The following is a 21,075-nucleotide window of genomic DNA, read 5'->3' as shown; positions in this document are numbered from 1 at the left end:
TCGTTTTTTTAAGAGAGTTAGCGGTTGGTGTGAGCTAATAAAAACAGTTGCGAATCCGTCCTGGAGTTGCTCGGTTGAATAAAGTAAGCCGTAGCCGGTTGAGAAGCCGTTACTAATACGAGTGAGCCAGCAATTATTGCTGGTTAATTAGGGTGGCAACGCGGGTAGCTCTCGTCCCTTCTGGGGATTGAGGGCTTTTTCTATTTTCGTACAAAAAATTGGAGGGAATACGATGTTAGACATTAAATATGTACGCGCTAATTTTGAAAAAGTTAAGCAAATGCTAGCAACACGTAATGAGGATTTAGGAAATTTAGATGACTTTGAAGAGTTAGATCTAAAACGTCGTGAGCTAATCGCAAAAGGCGAAGTTTTAAAAGCAGAGCGTAATAAAGCATCTGAACAAATTTCTATTATGAAACGCAATAAAGAAAATGCAGACGAAGCTATCGCAAATATGCGCGCAGTGGGCGATGACATTAAAGCACTAGACGAAGAATTAAATGCAGTTGAGGATAAATTTAAGCATATGATGATGCGCTTACCAAATATCCCTCACGAAAGCGTGCCTGTTGGTACAACAGAGGATGATAATGTAGAGGAATTAAAATGGGGCGAAGTGCCAGCATTTGATTTCGAAATTAAACCTCACTGGGAACTTGGTACAGACTTAAACATTTTAGATTTCGAACGTGCCGCTAAAGTAACAGGCAGCCGCTTCTTATTTTACCGTGGTTTAGGCTCTCGCCTAGAGCGTGCGTTAATTGCCTTTATGATGGATTTACACGTAGAGGAACATGGCTACGAAGAAATGCAAACGCCAATGATTGTTAACAGTGACAGCTTAACAGGCACAGGTCAACTACCTAAGTTTGAAGAAGATTTATTTAAACTAACGGAGGACAACTTCTACCTTATCCCAACAGCTGAAGTACCTGTAACAAACTTCTACCGTGACGAAATTTTATCAGCAGATATGTTACCACAAGCCTTTTCAGCGTATAGCGCATGCTTCCGCTCTGAAGCGGGTTCTGCAGGTCGAGATACACGTGGTTTAATTCGTTTACACCAGTTTAATAAAGTTGAGCTTGTACGCTTTGTTAAGCCTGAAGATTCTTATGAACAATTAGAGTTATTAACAGGACATGCGGAGAAGGTTTTACAACTGCTTGAACTACCTTACCGTAAATTAAAAATGTGTACAGCTGATTTAGGCTTTACAGCAGCTAAAAAATACGACTTAGAAGTATGGATCCCAGCACAAAATACGTACCGTGAAATTTCTTCATGTTCAAACTTTGAAGACTTCCAAGCGCGTCGTGCTAATATCCGCTTCCGTCGTGAAGCAAAAGGCAAGCCAGAGTATGTGCATACGTTAAATGGTTCAGGTCTTGCGATTGGTCGTACAGTAGCCGCTATTTTAGAAAACTACCAGCAGGCTGATGGCTCTGTAGTGATCCCTAAAGTGCTACGTCCTTATATGGGTGGCATTGAAGCCATTACAAAGTAAAAAAATAAGAGGTGTTGGGCAATTGCCCAACACCTCTTTTGTAATTTAAATAACGATTTTACTCTTTTGTGCTTTTTCCATAAATTTATCACTTGAGCGGTTAAAGAATTGTTTTAAGCCGACACCCACAGTGATTGCTAGCAACATATAAACAATCAAGTATGCAATGTGTACGGCTGCGACACTCCAAACGGTGCCACCAACTGCCTCACGTAATAAGGAAATCGCATGTGTAAATGGTAAAAAGGCATGGATACGTTGGAAGAACTCTGGCGCCATTTGAATTGGGAATGTACCACCTGAACCACCAAGCTGCATAACCATTAAGATAATGGCCAGTACCTTACCAGTGTTACCAAATACAGAAACGAGCGTATAAACAATCGTTACAAAGGAAATACTAATAATAATCGCAAATATCACAAAGAATAATTTATCCACAACAAAGGCTTTTAAGATAAAGATATCACCCATAGCTACGATAAAGGATTGTGCGATACCAATCATTAAGAATGTAATTAAGCGACCAAAGTACGTTTGGTAACTCTTAAAGCGCTCTTTACGCTCCACATCGACTTTTAATGAAGATACCATTAATAAAGCACCTACCCACAGAGATAGCGTAGTATAGAATGGATTCATAGCTGAACCATAGTTAGGGATAGGGTAGAGCTTATGCTCATCTAAAATAACGGGTTCTGCAAAGAAGTCACTCACGCGGCTTGGGTCATTACGTAACATATTAATGAAGTCATCAAGGTCGCCCTTTTCTTCGATTTCACGAATGCGGTCTGCGGCATTTTCGATAGCCTCAGCTGCTTCAGGGAAATGTTCATTAATATAGTCGAGCTTTTCTTGACCAACACCAACACCATCGCGGATTTTTTCGAGACCATCGCGTACTTTAGGAATCTTGCCATTGACATCATTTAATACTTTAGTGATGTCATGTAGTGTATCAATCCCACTGTTTGTAAGGTCCTTATATTTTGGGCCAAGCTCATTATTAATATAATCAATCATATCTTGCAGTGAGTTGACCATATTCATGGCACTCTCATCAATATTGTCAAGCACCTTACGACCAGAGTCTTTGGTGTTTTCGATACGGTCAATCATATTATCAAGCGAGTCCTTCGTATTTTCGAGCTTATTACGGAAGTCTAGTAGACGGTTAATCTCGTTTGTTACGGTATCTGAGTCTACAAAGTCTTGGAAACGCCCTAAGCCATCATACATATTTTGCATAGCATCAGCTGAGCTATTAAGTAAGCCAACAGCTGCCTCTAATGCCTTAATAGAACCTTCCGGATTTTGTGCGGCATCTTCGAGTAAACGAACGGCATGTAATAAATCTTGCTGAGCTTCTTGAATACGTTTAAAGGCGTCTTGCATACGCTCATCTAGACGCTCTACGTCTTTTTCGAATGCGTTTAAACGATCCTGTAATTTGCGTAGTGAGTTGTTAGAAAGCTCTAACTGCTCTTTAGCAAGCTTTAAGCCCTCAGTTGTTCCTTGTTGCACGCCTTTAATTGCATCTTGAATGAATGAAGTATCTGCACCAATAATAGTACCAATTTGCTGTGCGATTTTATCAAGTTGATCTAAGATGCCTGCGTTATTAGCAGGGTCACCACCAGCGAGTAGCTCGTCAATTAACGCAATAGCTTGGTTATTTAGGTTAATAATATTATCAATTGAATTAGCACGGTCTTTAAAGCTTTGTGCTAGCTCTTTTAAACGCGGTAAAATTACATCATTATAGTCTGCAATAATTTTGTCCGTATTTTCAATCATGCCTTGTACACGGTCACGGATATTGCCGAGCTGTTCGACAGTAGGATGACCACCATTTTGGAATTTATCAATAATTTGTTGAAGCTCCTGAGATGTATTACGTAGGGATTGCTCATTTTCTTTTAAGCGTCCCATCATCTCTACAATAGTAGAAGACTCTTTCCAATTTTGATCATACTCTTTTAAGAACTCGTAAATTTCGTTTACGCGCTGTGACACATCATCTAAGCCATCTTGACGCTCATGCAGTGACTCAATTAAGCTATCGAGGTCTTCACCTTTTTTGGCGATTTCGCTCGTAGAATCAGGAATCTTGCGGAATGTATCTTGAGATGATTTAAGCTTTTTCGTAATAGATTCAATTGTGCTATCTACAGAATCTTGGCTTTCTTTTAGCACGCGCTCTAAATCATTGTTTAGTCGCTTTGCACGGTCATCAATATCATTAATGCGGTCTAGTCCATCATGCGCCTTATCAATCGAAAAATCTGCGAGATCAAGGTCGCGTTGTGCTAAACGTAATTGTGCTTGTAAATCAGGAAGTGCTTCTTCAAGCTCAAATAATTTGTCGCGCATGTTTTCAATGTCAACGTGATTTTCCTCTAGCTCAATACCGAGCGTATTAAAAATAGTCATGACTGCTTTATTCGCTTCTTCTACGAAATTAGCACGAATGTTTTCAACAATAGCGGATGCCCCTGAACCTGTTACTTTAGGAGAGATGGCGTTAACCTTTTCGTTAATGTAATATTCCAAGCGTGGCTTTTGAATATCATCCGAAATAACACTCGTTAATTTTTCGGAAAAATCACGCGGAATTACAATAGCAGCATAATATTCGCCTGATTTAACACCATCTATGGCATCATCCTCAGAGACGAACTGCCAGCCTAATTTATCGTTTTTGGTTAAGGAGACGACAATCTCATCGCCAATGTTGATTTCCTCGTCTTGTATTTCAGCACCTTCATCAAGGCTGACTACCGCGACAGAAACACCTTGCGTATTAGCGTAAGGGTCCCATGAAGCAGCAATGTTTAGCCATGCGTATAAAGAAGGTAAAAAAGCAAGAGCGGCAATTACGATAATAGCCGCTGGATTAGTTACGATATTTTTAATGTCGGTTCTTGCGATATAAAGGATTTTTTTCATTAAAAAACCTCTTTTCTTACAAAACTGACTATGCCAAACTCGAAATTTCAGCATACTTCCTAACAATCCTATAACAAAAAAACGAAAAAAGCTAGCAGACTTACTAGGTAAATTATGAGACATAAAAAACCCTTAGGAAATCATGAGCAATGTTGTAAAATATATCGTATGATACGTAATAGATGTTTATTTTTAAAGGATAATGATATATTACTAAAATAAATAATAAGGTAAGGAGGTTCGTTATGATAAAGCGGAATTGTGCGAAATGCGGACATAGTATACCGAAGAACGCCAGCTTCTGTCCGAGCTGTGGTAGTGACCTAACCGTCGAGGGCTCTATAATAGAAACAACGCTTAAACAGCGGCTCTCGCAAAAGCGTCCAGCCTTTCTTTCAAAGGAAAAAATGCCCGCATGGAAGAAGCGCATTATTGCATTGCTCATTACAGTTGTAGTGCTGATTATTGCGGCGCATTCGACAATACGAGCAGCCTTAAGTCCAGAGCGTCAAGTAACAAAGCTAATTCATGCCTATACTAATATTAATACGGAAAAGTTTTATGACATGCTTGTTATGCCAAAGAAAGTTACGTATGACGAAAAAACCTATATGAAGTTTTTATTTAATGTGGACCGAGAGATGGACGGCAAATTTGCGGAGAAACTAGAAAAGATAGCTCAAGAAGTAGTGGATACAGGGGAGAAGAAAATTTTTAGCGTGCCTGCTACTGACTTTAATGATGCGATGGCTGTATTTGAAGTGCGTCCTGCAAAAAAATGGGGCTTCTATAATACTGTTAAGTTTGCGCCCATCACGTATGACACAGCAATTGTGACGGATATGCAAGGTGTTAAGCTAGATTTATTAGATAAGGAATATATTTTTAGAGGGCATGATATTGAGTTGGGTAAATTTTTACCGGGTGATTATCCATACACAGTGTTTGTTACAAACAAATGGATTTCACGTGATTACCCACAAACTTTGCGCGTACCAAACAGTGTAAAGGGCGCTAAGCTAGATTTTATGTCATGGAATCAGGTTGCGCGATTAAAAACCAATGTGCCAGATAGTATGTTGTTTATTAATGACGAACCAACCGAAAAAACCGTAGCTGAAGTAAAAGAGTTGGGGCCTATCGTTAAAAATACGGTGCGTGTGTACGCAGAGTATAATAATGATAAAGGTCAAAAAGTACGTACAGCTACAAAGTATTTAAAACCAGGTGAAGTAGTGGACCTATCCTTCCCGACAGTTGGTAAGGATAATACAACTAAGTCGTCAGGTAAGATTAGCCGTAGTAGTGCTGAGAGTTTTGTGAAGCGCTATCGCCGTGTTTATGAGCGTGCGTTAAATACAAATACGATTAAACCAATCGAAACGTATTTAGTTGAAGGCTCAGCTTATGCTGAAAAAATGAACGCGTATTTTGCAGTGCCACGCCCAATTGAGCAATTTAAGTACAACTTTATTGGTATCACTAATCAAAATACCGTGATAGAAGCGGATAAAGCGTTTGTTACTACAGTTGAAGAATATTACTACACAGGTGCGGATGACCAAAGTGTATTAAATACCGTGACTAAAACTTACGAGCTACATTTAGATGTAACGAATAATTATGTCGTTTACAATGTAGTAGAGAGTCGATAAAAAAAGAAGGCGTCGCGCTAGTTTAAACTAGCGTGATGCCTTCTTTGTTATTTATAAGGATAGATGCCATTTTGATCTGCGCGATGCATGAAGGATACGAGGTGTGCACGTACCATTAGCTCGTTAGGCGCAAAGTTAGCATAATCTTTTGGTGCATTTGGATTTTTGCCCGTTGTAATATCATTATCATATAGCCATTGTACAGCGTCACGCTCCGCGAAGTGTGTACCCGTATATAGGTAAGCTAACATTTTAGCAACATCGCCACGGCGCACAGGTGCATTAGGTGTTGTGTTAATGTCTAAGCCTTCTGCGCGTGCAACATCATAATAAGAGTCATACCATTGCCATTTTGTCGAATCTTGTGTACCAAACATATGACGGAACATCATTGCGAGTGTTTGTGCTTCCGTCACACGTTGGTAAGGCTTTAATAGGCGTGGTGATTGTTGACCTTGTACAATGCCATTGCTATAGCCCCAAGCGAAAGCACCTGTCCAATAGGCATTCATATCATAATCATTAAATGTGCTAATGCCGTAGCCTAACAGTGTTAGTGAATACTCGCCGCCCTCTACTAAAAATTTAGGAGAAGTTACATTAATGTAGTATTTGCCAGGCTCGGCGTTTTCAATCTTCATGTTAAAGACGTAAGGGTTCGTTTCGCTACTGTTACGCGTTTCGGTTTTAATACGGTTTTGGTATTGATTATAAACGGATAGCGTAGTGCTTTTTGGTAAACGGCTTACGAGATTAACTGTAAAGTCGCCCTTTGTTGGTACAGTAAATGAATAAAAATCAGTTGTGTTGTTGCGACCTAACATTCCTTTTACTTGCCCACCAAAGTAAATTGGCGTAGCGTCTGCAAAGGTATTGTTTGAGCCATTTGTTGTCGAACTTGGTTGGTAGCTAGTTTGCAATGTATACTTGCCCGTGTTCATTTCGACATCATTTAAACGGTTATATACTTTGATATAATATGTGCCTTTTGTTAATGCAACGCGTTCATTAAACTGCGCTGGCATTGTTGTCGTGCTTTTTAATGTTTTTGTTAGTAGAGGATTATCACGTTCATCTAGTAGTTGAAGTGAAGTCTCCTTGCGTAGCAAGCCGTTTAAAAAGATGTTAACGAAACCATCTTTCTCTAGTTCGATTTGGTAAATATCTTGAGCATGGTTGCGCACAATAAAGCCCTCTACTTGCTCATTAAAGGCAAGTGGGATGCGCTGTGCTCCGTCGTCTAGTTCACCTGTTGAGTATGTTAATTTTACTTTACCACCACCACTGTCGTAACGCGCGTGGAGTTCAATTAGGTACTCACCTTTATTTAAATCTAATTCGTACAGTACAATTTGTGGATTGTTTTTACGCCCATCATTTAAATACACAGGATTAACAGGTACAGTAGCGCCGTTTGTTTCCTTTAATTTAAATGTTAGTTTAGGTACTTCACTCTCCACACGGATTTTGACGCGACTTGGTTGCTTTAAGTTAAATGTGTAATTGCTGTAGTCATCGTCACCCATAGAAATGGATACGGTTCTGCCATCTTTTAATTCATTGGCGGCAAAAGTGTGAGTGGGCAGTGTGACAGATAGCACAAGTAATAGTAAGACAATAACTGCCTTCTTCATTAAAAAACCTCCTGTTAGTATGTTTGATTAGTAGTATAACGAAAGAGCACTAGAGAATACAAATAAGCCCTATAAGGAATCAATAATTGCTTGTAGTGAATCAGCTTTGGCAAGATGCCCATTAGTGCCTGACCACATCGACACAAAATTAGGATTATGTTGTTTAGCACTTGCGCTACGCATGCGTGCTGTTAAAAAGTGCTGTGCAGGGTAAGGTGCAATTGGTGCTGTGGTCATTTGTGTTGTAAAGGTGTTAGCTAGACCGCGTGCAGTTTTACCAGAGAAGGCGCGTGTAAGTACGGTGTCGCCTTCTTTACTAGCGAGTAAGCTTTCTTTGTGGATGTCACTTGCGCCACTTTCATTTGCTGCAAGTAGTGCTGTCCCTAACTGAACAGCTGTTGCACCTTTAGCTAAATAGTAAGCGATATGTGCCTTTGTTGCGATGCCACCTGCTGCGATTAGAGGGGTAGTGACTGCGCGCTGGACTTGTTTTACTAATTGTTTTAATGGCAATTGTTCACCTGTTAAAAATGTACCGCGATGCCCGCCTGCCTCGATGCCTTGTACAACAATCATGTCCATGCCTGCACGTTCATTAGCGATGGCTTCTTCAACAGTAGTAGCTGTACCAATCATAATTGTCCCTTGTGCTTTAAAGCGCTCAATCCATTTAGCTGGTGGGATGCCAAATGTAAATGATACATGCGAGATTTGGGCCTCTAAAATAACTTCGAGCTGTGAGTGAAAGTGTTGTTGTACAGCAGGAAGCGGCTGTGCCTCAAGCCCAAGTTGTTGCTCAAACGGGCGAATAGTGGCATAAGCCTCCTCCATTTGTGCAGTAGTAAATGCTGTTGCTTCAGGTACAAAAACATTTACCGCAAAGTTTGATGTAACTTTTTTAATCTCGTCAATTGCGTCTTTCGTTTGTTCAGCCGTTAGGTAGCCTGCTCCAAAGGAACCTAAAATACCTGCTTGCTGTGCTGCAATAACAAATGCTGGTGTAGATACACCAGCCATTGGTGCTTGGATAATGGATTGCATAAGCTTCCTCCTTTTATTGCGCTTGCGTAATGCGGCAAAAAAATCACGTAGGATAAGTGCACATTCCGTTTCTAAAATACCTTCTGTGACTTCGCATTGATGGTTGAAGCGCTCGTCATTTAATAACTGGTATAAAGAATTTACACAGCCAGCTTTAGCGTCACGCGCACCGTATACTACGCGTGGGATACGGGCTTGTAAAATAGCGCCTGCACACATTGGGCACGGCTCTAGTGTGACATATAGGGTAACATCTTCTAAGCGCCAATCGCCGAGTACTTCACAAGCTTGCTCAATTGCTAGTAGCTCAGCATGTGTAGTAGCACGTTGCGAGGTTTCGCATAAATTATGTGCACTAGCAATTACATTACCCTGATATACAATCACTGCCCCTATAGGTACTTCCCCTAAACGTGCGGCTTTGTGTGCTTCATTAATAGCCAGCTGCATAAAGTGTTGGTGCTCCATAAAAAACTCCCTCTCTTTTACGCATATTGTAGCACGTATGATACAATGAAAAGCACTGAATTAATAAGGAGGCACACCTATCGTGACAGTCCCATTCATAACAATCGAAGGACCTATCGGTGTTGGTAAAACAACATTGTCAAAAGCATTAGCTGCCAAAAATAATTTTCATTTATTAAAGGAAATCGTTGATGAAAACCCGTTTTTAAATAAATTTTATGAGGATATTGATGAGTGGAGCTTCCAAACAGAAATGTTCTTCCTCTGTAATCGTTATAAACAGCTCACAGATATAAAAAAATATATGGTGGATGCAGATAAACCAGTTGTAGCGGATTATCATATTTTTAAAAATTTAATTTTTGCTAAGCGTACATTGCCACCAAGTGAATACGAAAAATACGAAAACATTTATCGTATTTTAACAGCGGATATGCCAAAGCCAAATTTCGTTATTTATTTGCATGCTAGTGTAGATACATTAATGAAGCGTATCGCGATGCGTGGGCGTGAGTTTGAGCGTTTAATCGCACGTGATTATATGGAAAAGCTCGTACTAGACTACCATGTTTTTATTGAGCAATTTGAGGCAAGCCATCCCGATATTCCTGTAATTCGTTTTAATGGGGATGCAATTGATTTTGTTAAAAATGATAATGACTTAATGTATGTGCTTCAAGCATGTCACGAAACACTAGAGAAGCGAGGCTTTACAGTATGAACTTAAGAGAAAAATACAATATCCCCGCCCAAACCGTAATTACAGTAGCAGGTACAGTGGGCGTAGGTAAGTCAACAATGACGCAAGCTTTAGCGGATGCACTGAGCTTCCGTACATCATTTGAAAAGGTTGATACTAACCCATATTTAGATAAATTTTATGACGACTTTGCGGCATGGAGTTTTCATTTGCAAATTTACTTTTTAGCAGAGCGTTTTAAAGAACAAAAGCGTATTTTTGAGTATGGTGGTGGCTTTATTCAAGATCGTTCGATTTATGAGGATACCGGTATTTTTGCAAAGATGCACTATGATAAGGGCACAATGACACCTATTGATTACGAAACTTATAAAAACCTGTTTGATGCGATGGTCATGACACCATATTTCCCTCATCCTGATTTATTGATTTATATTGAGGGGCCAGTCGAAAGCATTATTGATCGTATTCATTCGCGTGGGCGCGAGATGGAGCAACAAACATCACATGATTATTGGTACGAAATGCATAAGCGCTATGAGGATTGGATTAATAATTTTAATTCATGCCCAGTGTTGCGCATTAATATTGATGATTATGATTTAAAAAAGGACGCCGATGCTGTTGAGCTTATTGTGAAGCGTATTGCTCAAATGCTTGAACAAACATCGCACCTACGCAAATGATTGAGGTAACTTTTCACAATAATTTACGTGTTATGGATAATGCCGTCTTTGCGAGCGCTATGCGCAAGGCTACAGTAATTGCAGTTGCTCAAACACCTAGTCTTGAAACAGCGCAAGATATTTTTAGATATTTACAGCTCCAGCGTTTGCATAAAGAGTTAGCAATGCTTGGTGTGCCGTTAGTATTGCGTGACGAAGTAGAAGAGGACGCAGCTAGCCTGCTTTATGATAGTAGTGAGCTTACGACGAAACAGGGGACACCTTATAAAATGTTTACGCCTTTTTATAAGGCTTGTCGCCAACAAAAAGTACGGGAGTTAATTGCAAAACCAGCGCCTCAAAAAGCTCCTTATGAAACAGAATTTCCGCAGTTGGCTTTACCACAATGGGCGCAAAAGCTTGCAGATGTGTGGTCACAGGATGTACGTGAAGTGGTAGAAGGCTTTGCTGTAGAGTATTACGGGTTAGGTAGAGATTTTCCTTCGACGAATGCGGTATCTCGCCTATCACCGTATTTAGCAGTAGGGGCAGTAAGCCCTGTGCAGTTATATCAACGCTTTGGGCACAATGCGAGCTTTATTCGTCAATTAATTTGGCGCGATTTTGCCTACTATACGCAACGCTATTACCCCACTTTAGCAAGTGAGCCATTACGTGAGCAGTTTGCTAAATTTCCATATCAACGAGATGTCGCAATACAACGTGTATGGCAACGAGGTGAAACAGGGTATCCACTTGTTGATGCTGGTATGCACGAATTGTATGCTACAGGTTATATGCATAATCGTGTACGCATGGTTTGTACCTCATTTTTCACTAAACATTTACTACAACCTTGGCAAGATGGTTTGCACTACTTTGCCACACATTTAGTAGATTATGACGAGGCAAGTAATGCTTTAAATTGGCAATGGGTAGCAGGAACGGGTGTAGATGCCTCGCCTTATTTCCGTGTATTTAATCCAACTATCCAACAAAAAAAGTTTGAAGCGGATGCATATGTAGCAAAATGGTTGCCAGCAGATTATACTGCACAACCTATTGTTGATCATAAGACAGCAAGAGAACGTGCCTTACGCGCGTACGAAACAATTAAAGGAGAGAATTAAATGAAGGTAGCCGTATATTGTGGCTCACAGCTAGGTGTTTCGGCAATTTTTGAAGAAACGGCCTATGCTTTAGGTGAGCAGCTAGCAAAGCAACAACATACGATTGTTTATGGTGGCTCTAATGTAGGCTTAATGGGGGCTGTTGCTGATGCAGCGCTACATAATAGTGGCGCAGTAATTGGTGTACTGCCTGAGCAATTAAAAAAGCGTGAAATCGCGCATGAAAAATTAACAGAGCTTCATTTTGTTGAGTCTATGCATGTACGAAAAGCGATGATGGCAGATATGGCGGATGCTTTTATTGCTTATCCTGGTGGTGTTGGCACACTCGACGAGTTTTTTGAGGTATTTACGTGGGCGCACATTGGTATCCACCAAAAGCCTGTAATTTTATTTAATGTAGCAGGCTTTTATGATGATTTGATTCGTCATATTGATCGTATGATTGCTGAGGGATTTGTACGCGAAAGCTATAAAGACTTCTTTTATATTGCGACAAATTTAGAGGAAGTTTCAACCATTTTGTCGAACTACACCGTAACGCAGTAATTACTGCGATTAACAAAGGGGTGTTAGTTTATGATAAAACGATTGCAACAATTACCAACGACAGCCGTCTCGGATGCGACTGGCGGTCATACAAATGTTAACCATGCCATTAAGCCACTCGACAGCGCTTGGCATATTGCAGGTCGCGCTGTTACAGTACGACTGCCAGACGGTGAAAACGGTGCGGTGCTTGAAGCGATTAAAGGAGCAACACATGGCGATATTTTAGTCATTGATGCAAAGGGCAATACTAATCGAGCTGTGGCAGGTGACTTTGTTGCTTCTTTAGCAAAAGGTGTAGGGATTGCAGGCTTTATTGTGGATGGCGTAATACGTGATAGCCAAGCAATGATTGCGATGGGCTTTCCTGTATTTTCACGTGGAACTACTGTAGCTGCAGGTGTTAAAAACGGTGGTGGTCAGGTAAATGTGCCAGTAGCCATCGGAGGTGTGAGCGTACAGCCTGGTGATTATATTGTTGCGGATGCAGATGGTGTGGCAGTAATTGCCCAAGCAGATATTGCGCATATTATAGCAAAAGCAGAGGATAAGATTTTAAAGGACGAGGCACGCGAACAACAAGCCCATGCGAATGGCGAGGCTTCCATTCGTGCCTATTTAGATAAGGTAGTAAAATGAGTGAGGGCTCTTGCCCTTGCTTTTTTAAAGGAGAAAAACAATGAAACTTCGTGCTATTTTTATTGGAGATGTTAGATTTTCTGAATGCCCTGTCTTTGAATATACCGCAACAACTAATCAATATGAGATGCTGAGTGACCGAATGATAGCTTATGATAAGGAAGTAGTAGAGCAGGACGAGGACTTCCTACTCTTTCGTGTTGAAGCTGATGTAGCTACACTACTAACTAAAGCAAGTAGCTCCACTTTTTGATGCAATTGTGACACGTCTCTAATAAGTTGTATAATGAGGTATACTATTCGCATACAACAGTAGGAGGTCTATATGGAAACTTATTCGTTTTTACCCGTGATTGTAGGTACAAATATTAATGCGTATAACATGGCGATTTCATTTTATGATACGTATCGCATTAAGCCTGTTATTGTAGGGCGTGCCACGCTACCATTTACAGCGTACAGTAGCGTGACAACCATTCAAGAAATTAACCCTGCGCTCCATACACCGTCTGTCTTTGTTTCGTATTTACAAGACATTGCGGCCAAGTATGCCAAGCCAAAACAAAAATTACTTTTAATTGGTACGGATGATTTATATGTGGAAATGATAATTGCGCACCAAGACGAGCTAGCAAAAGATTTTACCTTTAACTACATGAGTAAGGATTTAATGGAGCAAGTATATTTAAAGAAAAACTTTTATGAGCTTTGTGCTAAACATGGCTTAGACACGCCACGTACGTACTACTATGATTGTAAAAGTTCTGTACCGTTTACGGATGAAGTAATGTTCCCAGTGATTATTAAGCCAAGTGACGGGGTACAATACTACCGCAACCCATTTGAAGGATTACAGAAGATTTATAAAGTAGAGTCGCACGAAGAGATTAACCGCATAATTGAAATGGTTAAGCAGGGCGGCTATAAGGGTGATTTAATTATTCAAGATTATATCCCTGGTGACGATACATTTATGTGGGACGCTGTTTATTATGGTGACCAACATGGTAGAGGTCAGCTAATTTCATTTGCGCAGGTTGCCCTACAAGAGCACGAAATGACGGCTATTGGTAACTATACGGCATTGTTAACACGCTACAACGAAGAAATGATGCAAAAGCTCGTAACGTTTTGTGAGGAGATTGGCTATAAAGGTTTTGGCAACTTTGACTTAAAGTATGACGAGCGTGATGGTAAGTTTAAGGTCTTTGAGGTTAATATTCGTCAAGGACGCTCTAGCTATTATGTAGATGCATGTGGTTATCCAATGGCTAGCATGTTTGTGGACGACTTAATCCACGAGAAGCATAAGCCACTAGCATATGTAACAAAACCGATGTTATTTACAGTTGTACCAAAAGCCGTACTTAAAAAATATGTGCAGGACCCAGCGCTTAAAAAAGAAATTAAAGAACGCTTAAAAGCGGGCGAAGTGGTTAATCCACTATTTTATAAGTACGACACAAATTTCAAACGTAAGCTTTACTTAGCTGCACGCCAAGTAAATTATATGAAAAAATACCGCAGTAGTAACTGGCAAGGTCAATAATTGCGCTTTCTTTACAAGTGCTATACGCTAAGTGAAAGCAAGCAATTAATGTGAAAGGATGAAATCATGCCTATTTTAGATAAAAAAAATGCACAAGATGTAGCGCGTTATATTGAGTTTACACGTAACTCGCCCTATCGTGCATTAACACAAGATTTGCACTGGGCGGATGTAAAAGATGATTGGGGCAATGAACAAGTTTATGTGGAGCGCGACGGCGAAATTGTTGCGGCCATGTCATTATTAATTCGTAAAGTGCCAGGTGGCTACTCATTATTGTATGCACCACGTGGTCCGTTATGTGACTTACAGGACATTGCACTTGTTAACGAATTAATTAGTGAAGTTCAACCATTAGCAAAGAAACATAAAGCCTTTGCATTAAAAATGGACCCAGAACAACTTTATACAGATGAGCTCGATGCCATGTATAAAAAAGCTGGTTATCAAGTACGTAATGAAGGCATGACGGAGGATGATTTAATTCAGCCTCGTTATAATATGATTGTGCGTTTAGAAGGTGAGGACGCTGAATCATTAATGCTGAAGTTTCGTCCACGCGTGCGTAGTAAAATACGCCGTGCAATGCGTGAAGGTGTGGAAATTGACTCAGGTACAAGTGATGAGTATATTAAAACATTCTTTGAGTTATACGATGTGATGGGTGACCGTCAAGGTATTACAACACGTGGCTATGATTACTTCGAAAAAATGCGTGCCGCGTTCCCACATCATTTTGTGGTATACCGTGCTAAACATGAGGATGATTTTTTAGCAGCGGCTGTATTGCTTAACTATGAGGGCAAGCAATATTATTTATACGCAGGTAGCTCTAATGAAAAACGTAAAATGAACGCAAGCCATCTTTTAAACTATCAAATGATGGTTGATGGTATCGAAGCGGGCGCAATTCAATATGACCTAGGCGGCGTCTTTGTATTAGACGGCGAAGAGGACGGGCTATTTAATTTTAAAAATGGTTTCTGTCAAACTGATGGTGTAACTCACTATATTGGTGAGATTGATAAGGTGTATAAGCCATTACTTTATAAAGGCTTTACGCAGTTTGTTCCTAAAATGCAAGAAATTAAGAAAAAGCTTGCAGAAAAGCGTAATTCATAAAAAAACAGCCACAATCCAATCTGATTGTGGCTGTTTTACTATAGGCTAGCAACTTTTTATTATAAAAATCGTTTCTGTCATAGAGCAATTACTGCTATAATTTTGGCATAGTGATTATTGGGAGATGTATAAATTGGGATAGTAAATAAACTATTAGACATGGTACGCAAGTTAGATAACTATCTAGTGATTAATATTGCATTGCTTGGGGTTGTAAGTAGCGTGTTTATACATTCTACGGTAACGGTTTTCCCACAGTACGGTGTATCCAATCACGGCCTTAAGCAGGCAGTATTTTATGTTATTAGCTTTGTTGTGCTCATTATTATGACAAATATTGATTTTAGTCTTTGGGTAAAATTCCGCTGGTATATTTACACCATATTTTTAGTGCTATTATTAATTTTATTTTTAGCACCAGCATCTATGACGAGCAATCCAAACGGTATTATACGTGAGGTAAATGCGGCAGTTTCGTGGTTCTTCTTACCAGGCTTTGCCTTGCAACCCTCCGAATTTATGAAGTTTGCGCTCATATTAGTCTTTGCTGCTGAGATTGAAAAGCATAATAAAAAATACTTTGTGCAGTCAATGAAGTCTGATGTATGGCTGTTAATCAAATTATTTATTATTTTAGCGCCTGTGGCATTACTTGTATACAAGCAACCTGATACAGGTATGGTAGTTTTATATTTAGCACTACTTGCTCCGATGATTTATTTATCGGGCATTCAACGCAAAATTTTGATTTTCTTTGCGGCAATACCAACAGCTATTATTGGTTTCATTGTGACAGCGTATTTCTTCTTCCATGATTTTTATCAAGAGAAGTTACTGGGCGCTTTGTCAGGTCACCAAATCTCACGTATTAATGGCTGGCTTCACCCGTTTGAGTTCCTTGATTCGTCTTACCAAACGCGTTTAGGTATTATGGCAATTGGTACGGGGCAATTTGAGGGTAAAGGCTATCTTGGTAACACGGTATACACACCAGAGAAACATACCGACTTTATTTTTACAACAATAGCAGAAGAAATGGGCTTTTTAGGTGGCGCATTCGTGCTAGTGTTAATGTTCTCGTTAATTTACCGTATTATTTTAATTACAATGCAAGCTGAAACGCGTATGAGTGCAATGATAGGCGCAAGTATCGCATCGTTATTCGCATTCCAGATTTTCCAAAACATTGGGATGACAATGGGATTATTACCTGTAACAGGTATTACACTACCATTCATTAGTTACGGTGGTAGTTCGCTCATATCCAATATTATGTTAATATCGCTCGTCTGTTTGATAAAGCAATCTTATGATGGTTTCGTCTTTAAGAGTGATGCAAAAGAGTAAGTGGTGAGGACTAATGTCCTTGTAACTTACTCTTTTTTTGGGTTTTTATACATATCCTAAATGTATAAAAAGTAATAAATGGATAGAATGAACTACAAATGGTGATAATCATGACGATATAACAGTTGAGAGGAGGAGGGAGTATGAGAGTTATGCGTAGAGATCAATATAGCTCATATAGTGCGCCATCACGTCTGAGCAATGATTTAGTATATCGTGATTTTTTACACCAAGAGCGCCATGCTTTTCAAGAGGAACCGCGCAAAAAAAAGCAACAGCAACAAACTGAAAAGAAAGCGCAGCAACATGTTATTCGCCCAAAGGGTGGCATTATTCAACCTATGCAGAAAGAAGTGGACATTAAGCTTGCAAGTAAACAAGATCGACGCGCCAGCATCGCGAAATATAAAAATAGTATATAACGTATAAAAGGCATCACAATGAATAAGTCATTGCGATGCCTTTTTATGCTGAATAATATAAAAAAACCGCCGCATCATCTGCGACGGATAAATTTAAAATGGAGGAGGTAGAGGGATTCGAACCCCCGCGCGGTCTTACCCGCCTGTCGGTTTTCAAGACCGATCCCTTCAGCCGAACTTGGGTATACCTCCGTATCGACAAGAAATACTATATCATAGATATTTTTTTATGACAATACTTTTTGCGAAAAAAGTTTAAGTAAAATATGTTATGTCTGTAACCTTAGGCAAATGGGACATAACCATTGCTTTTTACGTTAATTGTGATTATACTAATAAATGCCGTGCTAGATGGGGAGGTAGCGGTGCCCTATAACTCGCAATCCGCTCTAGCGAGATTGAATTCCTCTCTAGAGGCTGATCGTATTGTTTGGTCTGACTTTTGCACGTAGTGTTGAAGTTCGGGTCCTGCGCAATGAATCCCCATGAACCATGTCAGGTCCGGAAGGAAGCAGCATTAAGTGGTCTCATTCATGTGCCGCGGGGTAGCCTGAGCGGAGCTAACGACAAGAGTAACGCTTATGTGCGTCAGTCGAAGAGAGGTGCACGGCATTAATTTGCCAATTTCAAAAGCATTCGTTGATTGTAACGAATGCTTTTTTCTTTTATACTAATAAGTAACAACGAATCGAGTCATTGTGCTCGATTTTTTTTATGTAAAGGAGAGAAGCTAATGGTTTATCAAGCATTTTATCGTGTTTATCGTCCACAAACATTCCGCGATATGTCAGGGCAGACGCACGTAAAGCGAACGTTGCAAAATGCTCTCCTCGCTAGTAAAACGACACATGCATATTTGTTTTCAGGACCTCGAGGCACAGGTAAAACAAGTGCGGCTAAAATTTTTGCAAAGGCATTAAATTGTGAAAATGCCCCCGCTGAGGAGCCGTGTAACGAATGCCAGACATGCATTAGCATAACCGAGGGTACATTTACAGATGTTATCGAATTTGATGCTGCATCTAACTCGCGTGTCGAAGAAATTAGAGATGTCATTGAAAACGTTCGTTTTGCTCCTGCATTGGGACGTTTTAAAGTTTATATTATTGATGAGGTGCATATGCTTTCTACAAGTGCATTTAACGCCTTATTAAAAACACTAGAAGAACCACCTGCGCATGTTGTGTTTATTTTAGCAACAACAGAGCCCCATAAATTACCCGCAACAATTATTTCTAGATGTCAGCGTTTTGACTTTAAACGCCTAACTTCGCAGGAAATGATTGACCGCATGCGCGTGGTGCTAAATGATATTAACTTGGCTTATGATGAGCAAGCATTAAAAGTTATTGCACAGTCAGCAGCTGGTGGCATGCGTGACGCGCTCAGTTTGTTAGATCAGGCTGTGTCTTTTAGTGAAGATAAACTTGAGCTCGAAAACACACTGCTTGTTACAGGTGCAATTAGTCAGGACATCTTTACACAAATGGCAACTTACATTCAGCAAAAGGATGTTGCTAAGATGTTAACGCTACTTGAGCAACTTGTAGCAGACGGCAAGGATCCATTGCGTTTAACTGAGGATTTCATTACATTTTTCCGTGATTTATTATTACTACAATCTGATGATAAGCTAGAGGAGTTATTAGAAGTCATTACGTTAACGGATGAGATTCATGCGATTGCAGAGAGCTTTACAGCCGAAAACTTATATCACTACATCGAAGTATTATCGAAAACACAGCAAGAAATGCGTTTTTCACATCATACAAAAATTTATTTAGAAACAGCTTTGCTACAAATGGTACAAGCTCAACCAACTATTGACCCTGAGGTAAATGCCAAAGTAGCGCAGTTAGAGCAAATGATTTCTAAATTAACAACACAACTACAACAAGCACCAGAACCTACACAAGTACAAGCACCACAACCTGTGCGTCAACAGCGTGGTCCAGAAGTTGCCTACAAGCCACCTATTACAAAAATTAAACAAGTATTAAAAGATGCTACTAAGGAAAACCTTAATTTTGTGAAGCAAAATATGGCGAGCGCCCTTAGTACATTACAAAAGGCAGAGGAAGCACGATTTCATAAAACGATGCCAGTTGCGGCATCACCAAGTGCATTTGTGTTAAAATTCGAGTATGATGTTCTTTGTAAAATGGTTGCAGAAAATACAGCTATACTTCAAAGTGTAGCTAGCCAACTAGCCTACAATGGGCAAGTGCCAGCAATTCTTTGTATACCCGAAGCACAATGGGAAAAAGTACGGGCTGATTTTTTACGAGAGCGCAGCGTAGTTAAGGAAGAGCAAACTGCAGAAGAAGTTGTTGCGATCGTAGAGGAAGACCCGTTAGTAGTAATGCCAAAGCAATTGTTTGGCGACAATTTTGTCGAAATATTTGAAGACTAAGAGGAGGAAATAATTATGCGTGGAATGGGAAATATGCAAGGCATGATGAAGAAAATGCAAAAAATGCAAAAAGAAATGATGGAAGCTCAAGATGCATTAAACGAAAAACAATTTGAAGGTACAGCAGGCGGTGGCATGGTTAAAGTTAGCGTTACAGGTCAACGTGAAGTAGTAGACGTTGTGCTAAACGAAGCTGTAGTAGATCCAGAGGATATCGAAATGTTACAAGATTTAATCATCATTGCAACAAACGATGCACTTAAAAAAGTTGAAGACGAAACAGCATCAACAATGGGTAAATTCACACAAGGTATGAATCTTCCATTCTAGGAGGTAGCAAACCATGCACTATCCAGAACCGATAGCAAAGCTAATAGATAGCTTTACAAAACTGCCAGGTATCGGGCCCAAAACAGCGGCTCGACTGGCGTTTTTTGTATTAACAATGAAAGAAGACGATGTATTAGGTTTTGCCAACTCGTTAGTAGATGCAAAACGTAATTTAGTGTATTGCTCAGTATGTGGTCATATTACTGATGTGGATCCATGTCACATTTGTTCAGACAAGCAGCGTGATGCGTCTATTATTTGTGTAGTACAAGATGTTAAAGATGTAATCGCCATGGAAAAAATGCGTGATTATCATGGGCTTTATCATGTGCTACATGGAGCAATTTCGCCAATGGATGGCATTGGCCCTGAGGACATTACGATTGCGCCATTAATTAAACGACTGCAAGATGATAAAGTACAGGAGTTAATTTTAGCAACTAACCCAACGATTGAGGGTGAAGCTACAGCTATGTATATTTCACGTCTTGTTAAGCCTTCAGGTATTCGTACAACACGTATTGCCCACGGCTTACCTGTAGGTGGCGATTTAGAATATGCAGATGAGGTTACCTTATCTAAAGCGATTGAAGGGCGTAGAGAGTTATAATGTTATTTCGTAAACCTAAATTAAAAAAGCAGTATGATGAGCAACTCATTACATTAATTCAACGTGCACAAGAAGACTTAAACCAAGCTAAAGTGATTGAAGAGTTATCTGATGACTATGATCAGGCGGTTACAACAAAGCGTCAAATTGCTGAAAGTACGTATTTCTATTTGTTTAAAGAAGCACGTATCCGTAAAATTTTATTACGACCATAAAAAGAGCATTATATAGAAGAAACTCCAAATGAAAATACGTAGTGCGTAAAAACAATACGTATTTTCATTTTATTTTTCAAAAAGACTTGCAGTATTAAACTAGGCATGATATATTATTACATGTCGC

Annotated in this window: 19 protein-coding genes, 1 tRNA gene, 1 other RNA gene and 1 other annotated feature (1 of these 22 only partly in view); of the genes, 17 read left to right on the top strand and 4 right to left on the bottom strand. The window is 39.8% G+C overall.

The window, feature by feature from the left end:
- Window positions 1-182 (top strand) — a binding site (T-box leader) (it extends 32 nt beyond the left edge of the window).
- 50 nt (window positions 183-232) lie between these two features.
- On the top strand, window positions 233-1,510 hold the full coding sequence (gene serS, locus CH76_RS10580) for a serine--tRNA ligase (protein WP_036145900.1): 1,278 nt from the start codon (window positions 233-235) through the stop codon (window positions 1,508-1,510).
- A gap of 45 nt (window positions 1,511-1,555) precedes the next feature.
- Here the strand turns inward: serS and CH76_RS10575 are convergent, their stop codons facing one another.
- Window positions 1,556-4,459 carry a YhgE/Pip domain-containing protein gene (locus tag CH76_RS10575; protein WP_036145898.1) on the bottom strand — a complete coding sequence of 968 codons (2,904 nt, stop codon included), beginning with the start codon at window positions 4,457-4,459 and terminating at the stop codon, window positions 1,556-1,558.
- Window positions 4,460-4,704: 245 nt separating this feature from the next.
- Between CH76_RS10575 and CH76_RS10570 the strand changes: the two genes are divergently transcribed.
- Complete coding sequence (locus tag CH76_RS10570; protein WP_152553326.1) at window positions 4,705-6,114, top strand: zinc-ribbon domain-containing protein; 1,410 nt, start codon at window positions 4,705-4,707, stop codon at window positions 6,112-6,114.
- 47 nt (window positions 6,115-6,161) lie between these two features.
- Here CH76_RS10570 and CH76_RS10565 read toward each other — a convergent pair whose 3' ends face one another.
- Both CH76_RS10565 and tadA read right to left on the bottom strand, forming a co-directional pair.
- Window positions 6,162-7,748: a hypothetical protein gene (locus tag CH76_RS10565; protein WP_036145894.1), complete on the bottom strand. Its 1,587-nt coding sequence runs from the start codon at window positions 7,746-7,748 to the stop codon at window positions 6,162-6,164.
- A gap of 69 nt (window positions 7,749-7,817) precedes the next feature.
- Window positions 7,818-9,257, bottom strand: coding sequence for a tRNA adenosine(34) deaminase TadA (gene tadA / locus CH76_RS10560; protein WP_051910321.1), 1,440 nt, complete (start codon window positions 9,255-9,257; stop codon window positions 7,818-7,820).
- Window positions 9,258-9,339: 82 nt separating this feature from the next.
- On the opposite strand from tadA, the gene CH76_RS10550 reads away from it, so the two are divergent.
- The 10 genes from CH76_RS10550 (at window position 9,340) to CH76_RS10505 (ending at window position 17,380) form a co-directional block, all read left to right on the top strand.
- Window positions 9,340-9,978: a deoxynucleoside kinase gene (locus tag CH76_RS10550; RefSeq protein ID WP_036145891.1), complete on the top strand. Its 639-nt coding sequence runs from the start codon at window positions 9,340-9,342 to the stop codon at window positions 9,976-9,978.
- On the top strand, window positions 9,975-10,643 hold the full coding sequence (locus CH76_RS10545) for a deoxynucleoside kinase (protein ID WP_036145889.1): 669 nt from the start codon (window positions 9,975-9,977) through the stop codon (window positions 10,641-10,643). Before CH76_RS10550 ends, CH76_RS10545 begins: the two co-directional genes overlap by 4 nt.
- Window positions 10,640-11,752, top strand: a complete 1,113-nt coding sequence (locus CH76_RS10540) for a deoxyribodipyrimidine photo-lyase (protein WP_051910320.1) — start codon at window positions 10,640-10,642, stop codon at window positions 11,750-11,752. The genes CH76_RS10545 and CH76_RS10540 overlap by 4 nt, the downstream gene beginning before the upstream one ends.
- Window positions 11,753-12,301, top strand: coding sequence for a TIGR00730 family Rossman fold protein (locus CH76_RS10535; protein WP_036145886.1), 549 nt, complete (start codon window positions 11,753-11,755; stop codon window positions 12,299-12,301).
- 30 nt (window positions 12,302-12,331) lie between these two features.
- A complete protein-coding gene (locus CH76_RS10530; RefSeq protein WP_036145884.1) occupies window positions 12,332-12,940 on the top strand; it encodes an RraA family protein in 609 nt (202 codons plus the stop codon).
- 40 nt (window positions 12,941-12,980) lie between these two features.
- A complete protein-coding gene (locus tag CH76_RS10525; RefSeq protein ID WP_036145882.1) occupies window positions 12,981-13,193 on the top strand; it encodes a hypothetical protein in 213 nt (70 codons plus the stop codon).
- Between the two features lie 72 nt (window positions 13,194-13,265).
- Window positions 13,266-14,489, top strand: a complete 1,224-nt coding sequence (locus CH76_RS10520; protein ID WP_036145880.1) for a carboxylate--amine ligase — start codon at window positions 13,266-13,268, stop codon at window positions 14,487-14,489.
- A 66-nt stretch (window positions 14,490-14,555) separates the two neighbouring features.
- Window positions 14,556-15,611, top strand: coding sequence for a peptidoglycan bridge formation glycyltransferase FemA/FemB family protein (locus CH76_RS10515; protein WP_036145877.1), 1,056 nt, complete (start codon window positions 14,556-14,558; stop codon window positions 15,609-15,611).
- A gap of 159 nt (window positions 15,612-15,770) precedes the next feature.
- Window positions 15,771-16,958: an FtsW/RodA/SpoVE family cell cycle protein gene (locus tag CH76_RS10510; protein ID WP_036145876.1), complete on the top strand. Its 1,188-nt coding sequence runs from the start codon at window positions 15,771-15,773 to the stop codon at window positions 16,956-16,958.
- A gap of 143 nt (window positions 16,959-17,101) precedes the next feature.
- A complete protein-coding gene (locus CH76_RS10505; protein WP_036145872.1) occupies window positions 17,102-17,380 on the top strand; it encodes a hypothetical protein in 279 nt (92 codons plus the stop codon).
- Window positions 17,381-17,479: 99 nt separating this feature from the next.
- Here the strand turns inward: CH76_RS10505 and CH76_RS10500 are convergent.
- Window positions 17,480-17,572, bottom strand: a tRNA-Ser gene (locus CH76_RS10500).
- Between the two features lie 150 nt (window positions 17,573-17,722).
- On the opposite strand from CH76_RS10500, the gene ffs reads away from it, so the two are divergent.
- The 5 genes from ffs to CH76_RS10480 all read left to right on the top strand — a co-directional run bounded on the left by ffs (window position 17,723) and on the right by CH76_RS10480 (window position 20,948).
- Window positions 17,723-17,990: signal recognition particle sRNA large type (gene ffs, locus CH76_RS13740), an RNA gene on the top strand.
- A gap of 123 nt (window positions 17,991-18,113) precedes the next feature.
- Complete coding sequence (dnaX, locus tag CH76_RS10495) at window positions 18,114-19,793, top strand: DNA polymerase III subunit gamma/tau (protein WP_036145870.1); 1,680 nt, start codon at window positions 18,114-18,116, stop codon at window positions 19,791-19,793.
- Window positions 19,794-19,808: 15 nt separating this feature from the next.
- Window positions 19,809-20,123: a YbaB/EbfC family nucleoid-associated protein gene (locus CH76_RS10490; RefSeq protein ID WP_036145869.1), complete on the top strand. Its 315-nt coding sequence runs from the start codon at window positions 19,809-19,811 to the stop codon at window positions 20,121-20,123.
- Window positions 20,124-20,136: 13 nt separating this feature from the next.
- Window positions 20,137-20,733 carry a recombination mediator RecR gene (recR, locus tag CH76_RS10485; RefSeq protein WP_036145867.1) on the top strand — a complete coding sequence of 199 codons (597 nt, stop codon included), beginning with the start codon at window positions 20,137-20,139 and terminating at the stop codon, window positions 20,731-20,733.
- Window positions 20,733-20,948: a YaaL family protein gene (locus CH76_RS10480; RefSeq protein ID WP_036145866.1), complete on the top strand. Its 216-nt coding sequence runs from the start codon at window positions 20,733-20,735 to the stop codon at window positions 20,946-20,948. Before recR ends, CH76_RS10480 begins: the two co-directional genes overlap by 1 nt.
- Window positions 20,949-21,075 lie beyond the last annotated feature (127 nt).

Origin of the sequence: Lysinibacillus sp. BF-4, from assembly GCF_000743635.1 — a bacterium.
Classification (GTDB): domain Bacteria; phylum Bacillota; class Bacilli; order Bacillales_A; family Planococcaceae; genus Metalysinibacillus; species Metalysinibacillus saudimassiliensis.
This window is presented reverse-complemented; position numbering and strand designations above follow the sequence as displayed.

Coding starts and splice junctions, on each gene's coding strand:
- CH76_RS10515 (WP_036145877.1), top strand. CDS start 14,556: ATGCCTATTTTAGATAAAAAAAATGCACAAGATGTAGCGCGTTATATT.
- CH76_RS10530 (WP_036145884.1), top strand. CDS start 12,332: ATGATAAAACGATTGCAACAATTACCAACGACAGCCGTCTCGGATGCG.
- CH76_RS10575 (WP_036145898.1), bottom strand. CDS start 4,459: ATGAAAAAAATCCTTTATATCGCAAGAACCGACATTAAAAATATCGTA.
- CH76_RS10535 (WP_036145886.1), top strand. CDS start 11,753: ATGAAGGTAGCCGTATATTGTGGCTCACAGCTAGGTGTTTCGGCAATT.
- dnaX (WP_036145870.1), top strand. CDS start 18,114: ATGGTTTATCAAGCATTTTATCGTGTTTATCGTCCACAAACATTCCGC.
- CH76_RS10565 (WP_036145894.1), bottom strand. CDS start 7,748: ATGAAGAAGGCAGTTATTGTCTTACTATTACTTGTGCTATCTGTCACA.
- serS (WP_036145900.1), top strand. CDS start 233: ATGTTAGACATTAAATATGTACGCGCTAATTTTGAAAAAGTTAAGCAA.
- CH76_RS10520 (WP_036145880.1), top strand. CDS start 13,266: ATGGAAACTTATTCGTTTTTACCCGTGATTGTAGGTACAAATATTAAT.
- CH76_RS10525 (WP_036145882.1), top strand. CDS start 12,981: ATGAAACTTCGTGCTATTTTTATTGGAGATGTTAGATTTTCTGAATGC.
- CH76_RS10510 (WP_036145876.1), top strand. CDS start 15,771: ATGGTACGCAAGTTAGATAACTATCTAGTGATTAATATTGCATTGCTT.
- CH76_RS10505 (WP_036145872.1), top strand. CDS start 17,102: ATGAGAGTTATGCGTAGAGATCAATATAGCTCATATAGTGCGCCATCA.
- CH76_RS10490 (WP_036145869.1), top strand. CDS start 19,809: ATGCGTGGAATGGGAAATATGCAAGGCATGATGAAGAAAATGCAAAAA.
- CH76_RS10570 (WP_152553326.1), top strand. CDS start 4,705: ATGATAAAGCGGAATTGTGCGAAATGCGGACATAGTATACCGAAGAAC.
- CH76_RS10480 (WP_036145866.1), top strand. CDS start 20,733: ATGTTATTTCGTAAACCTAAATTAAAAAAGCAGTATGATGAGCAACTC.
- tadA (WP_051910321.1), bottom strand. CDS start 9,257: ATGGAGCACCAACACTTTATGCAGCTGGCTATTAATGAAGCACACAAA.
- recR (WP_036145867.1), top strand. CDS start 20,137: ATGCACTATCCAGAACCGATAGCAAAGCTAATAGATAGCTTTACAAAA.
- CH76_RS10545 (WP_036145889.1), top strand. CDS start 9,975: ATGAACTTAAGAGAAAAATACAATATCCCCGCCCAAACCGTAATTACA.
- CH76_RS10540 (WP_051910320.1), top strand. CDS start 10,640: ATGATTGAGGTAACTTTTCACAATAATTTACGTGTTATGGATAATGCC.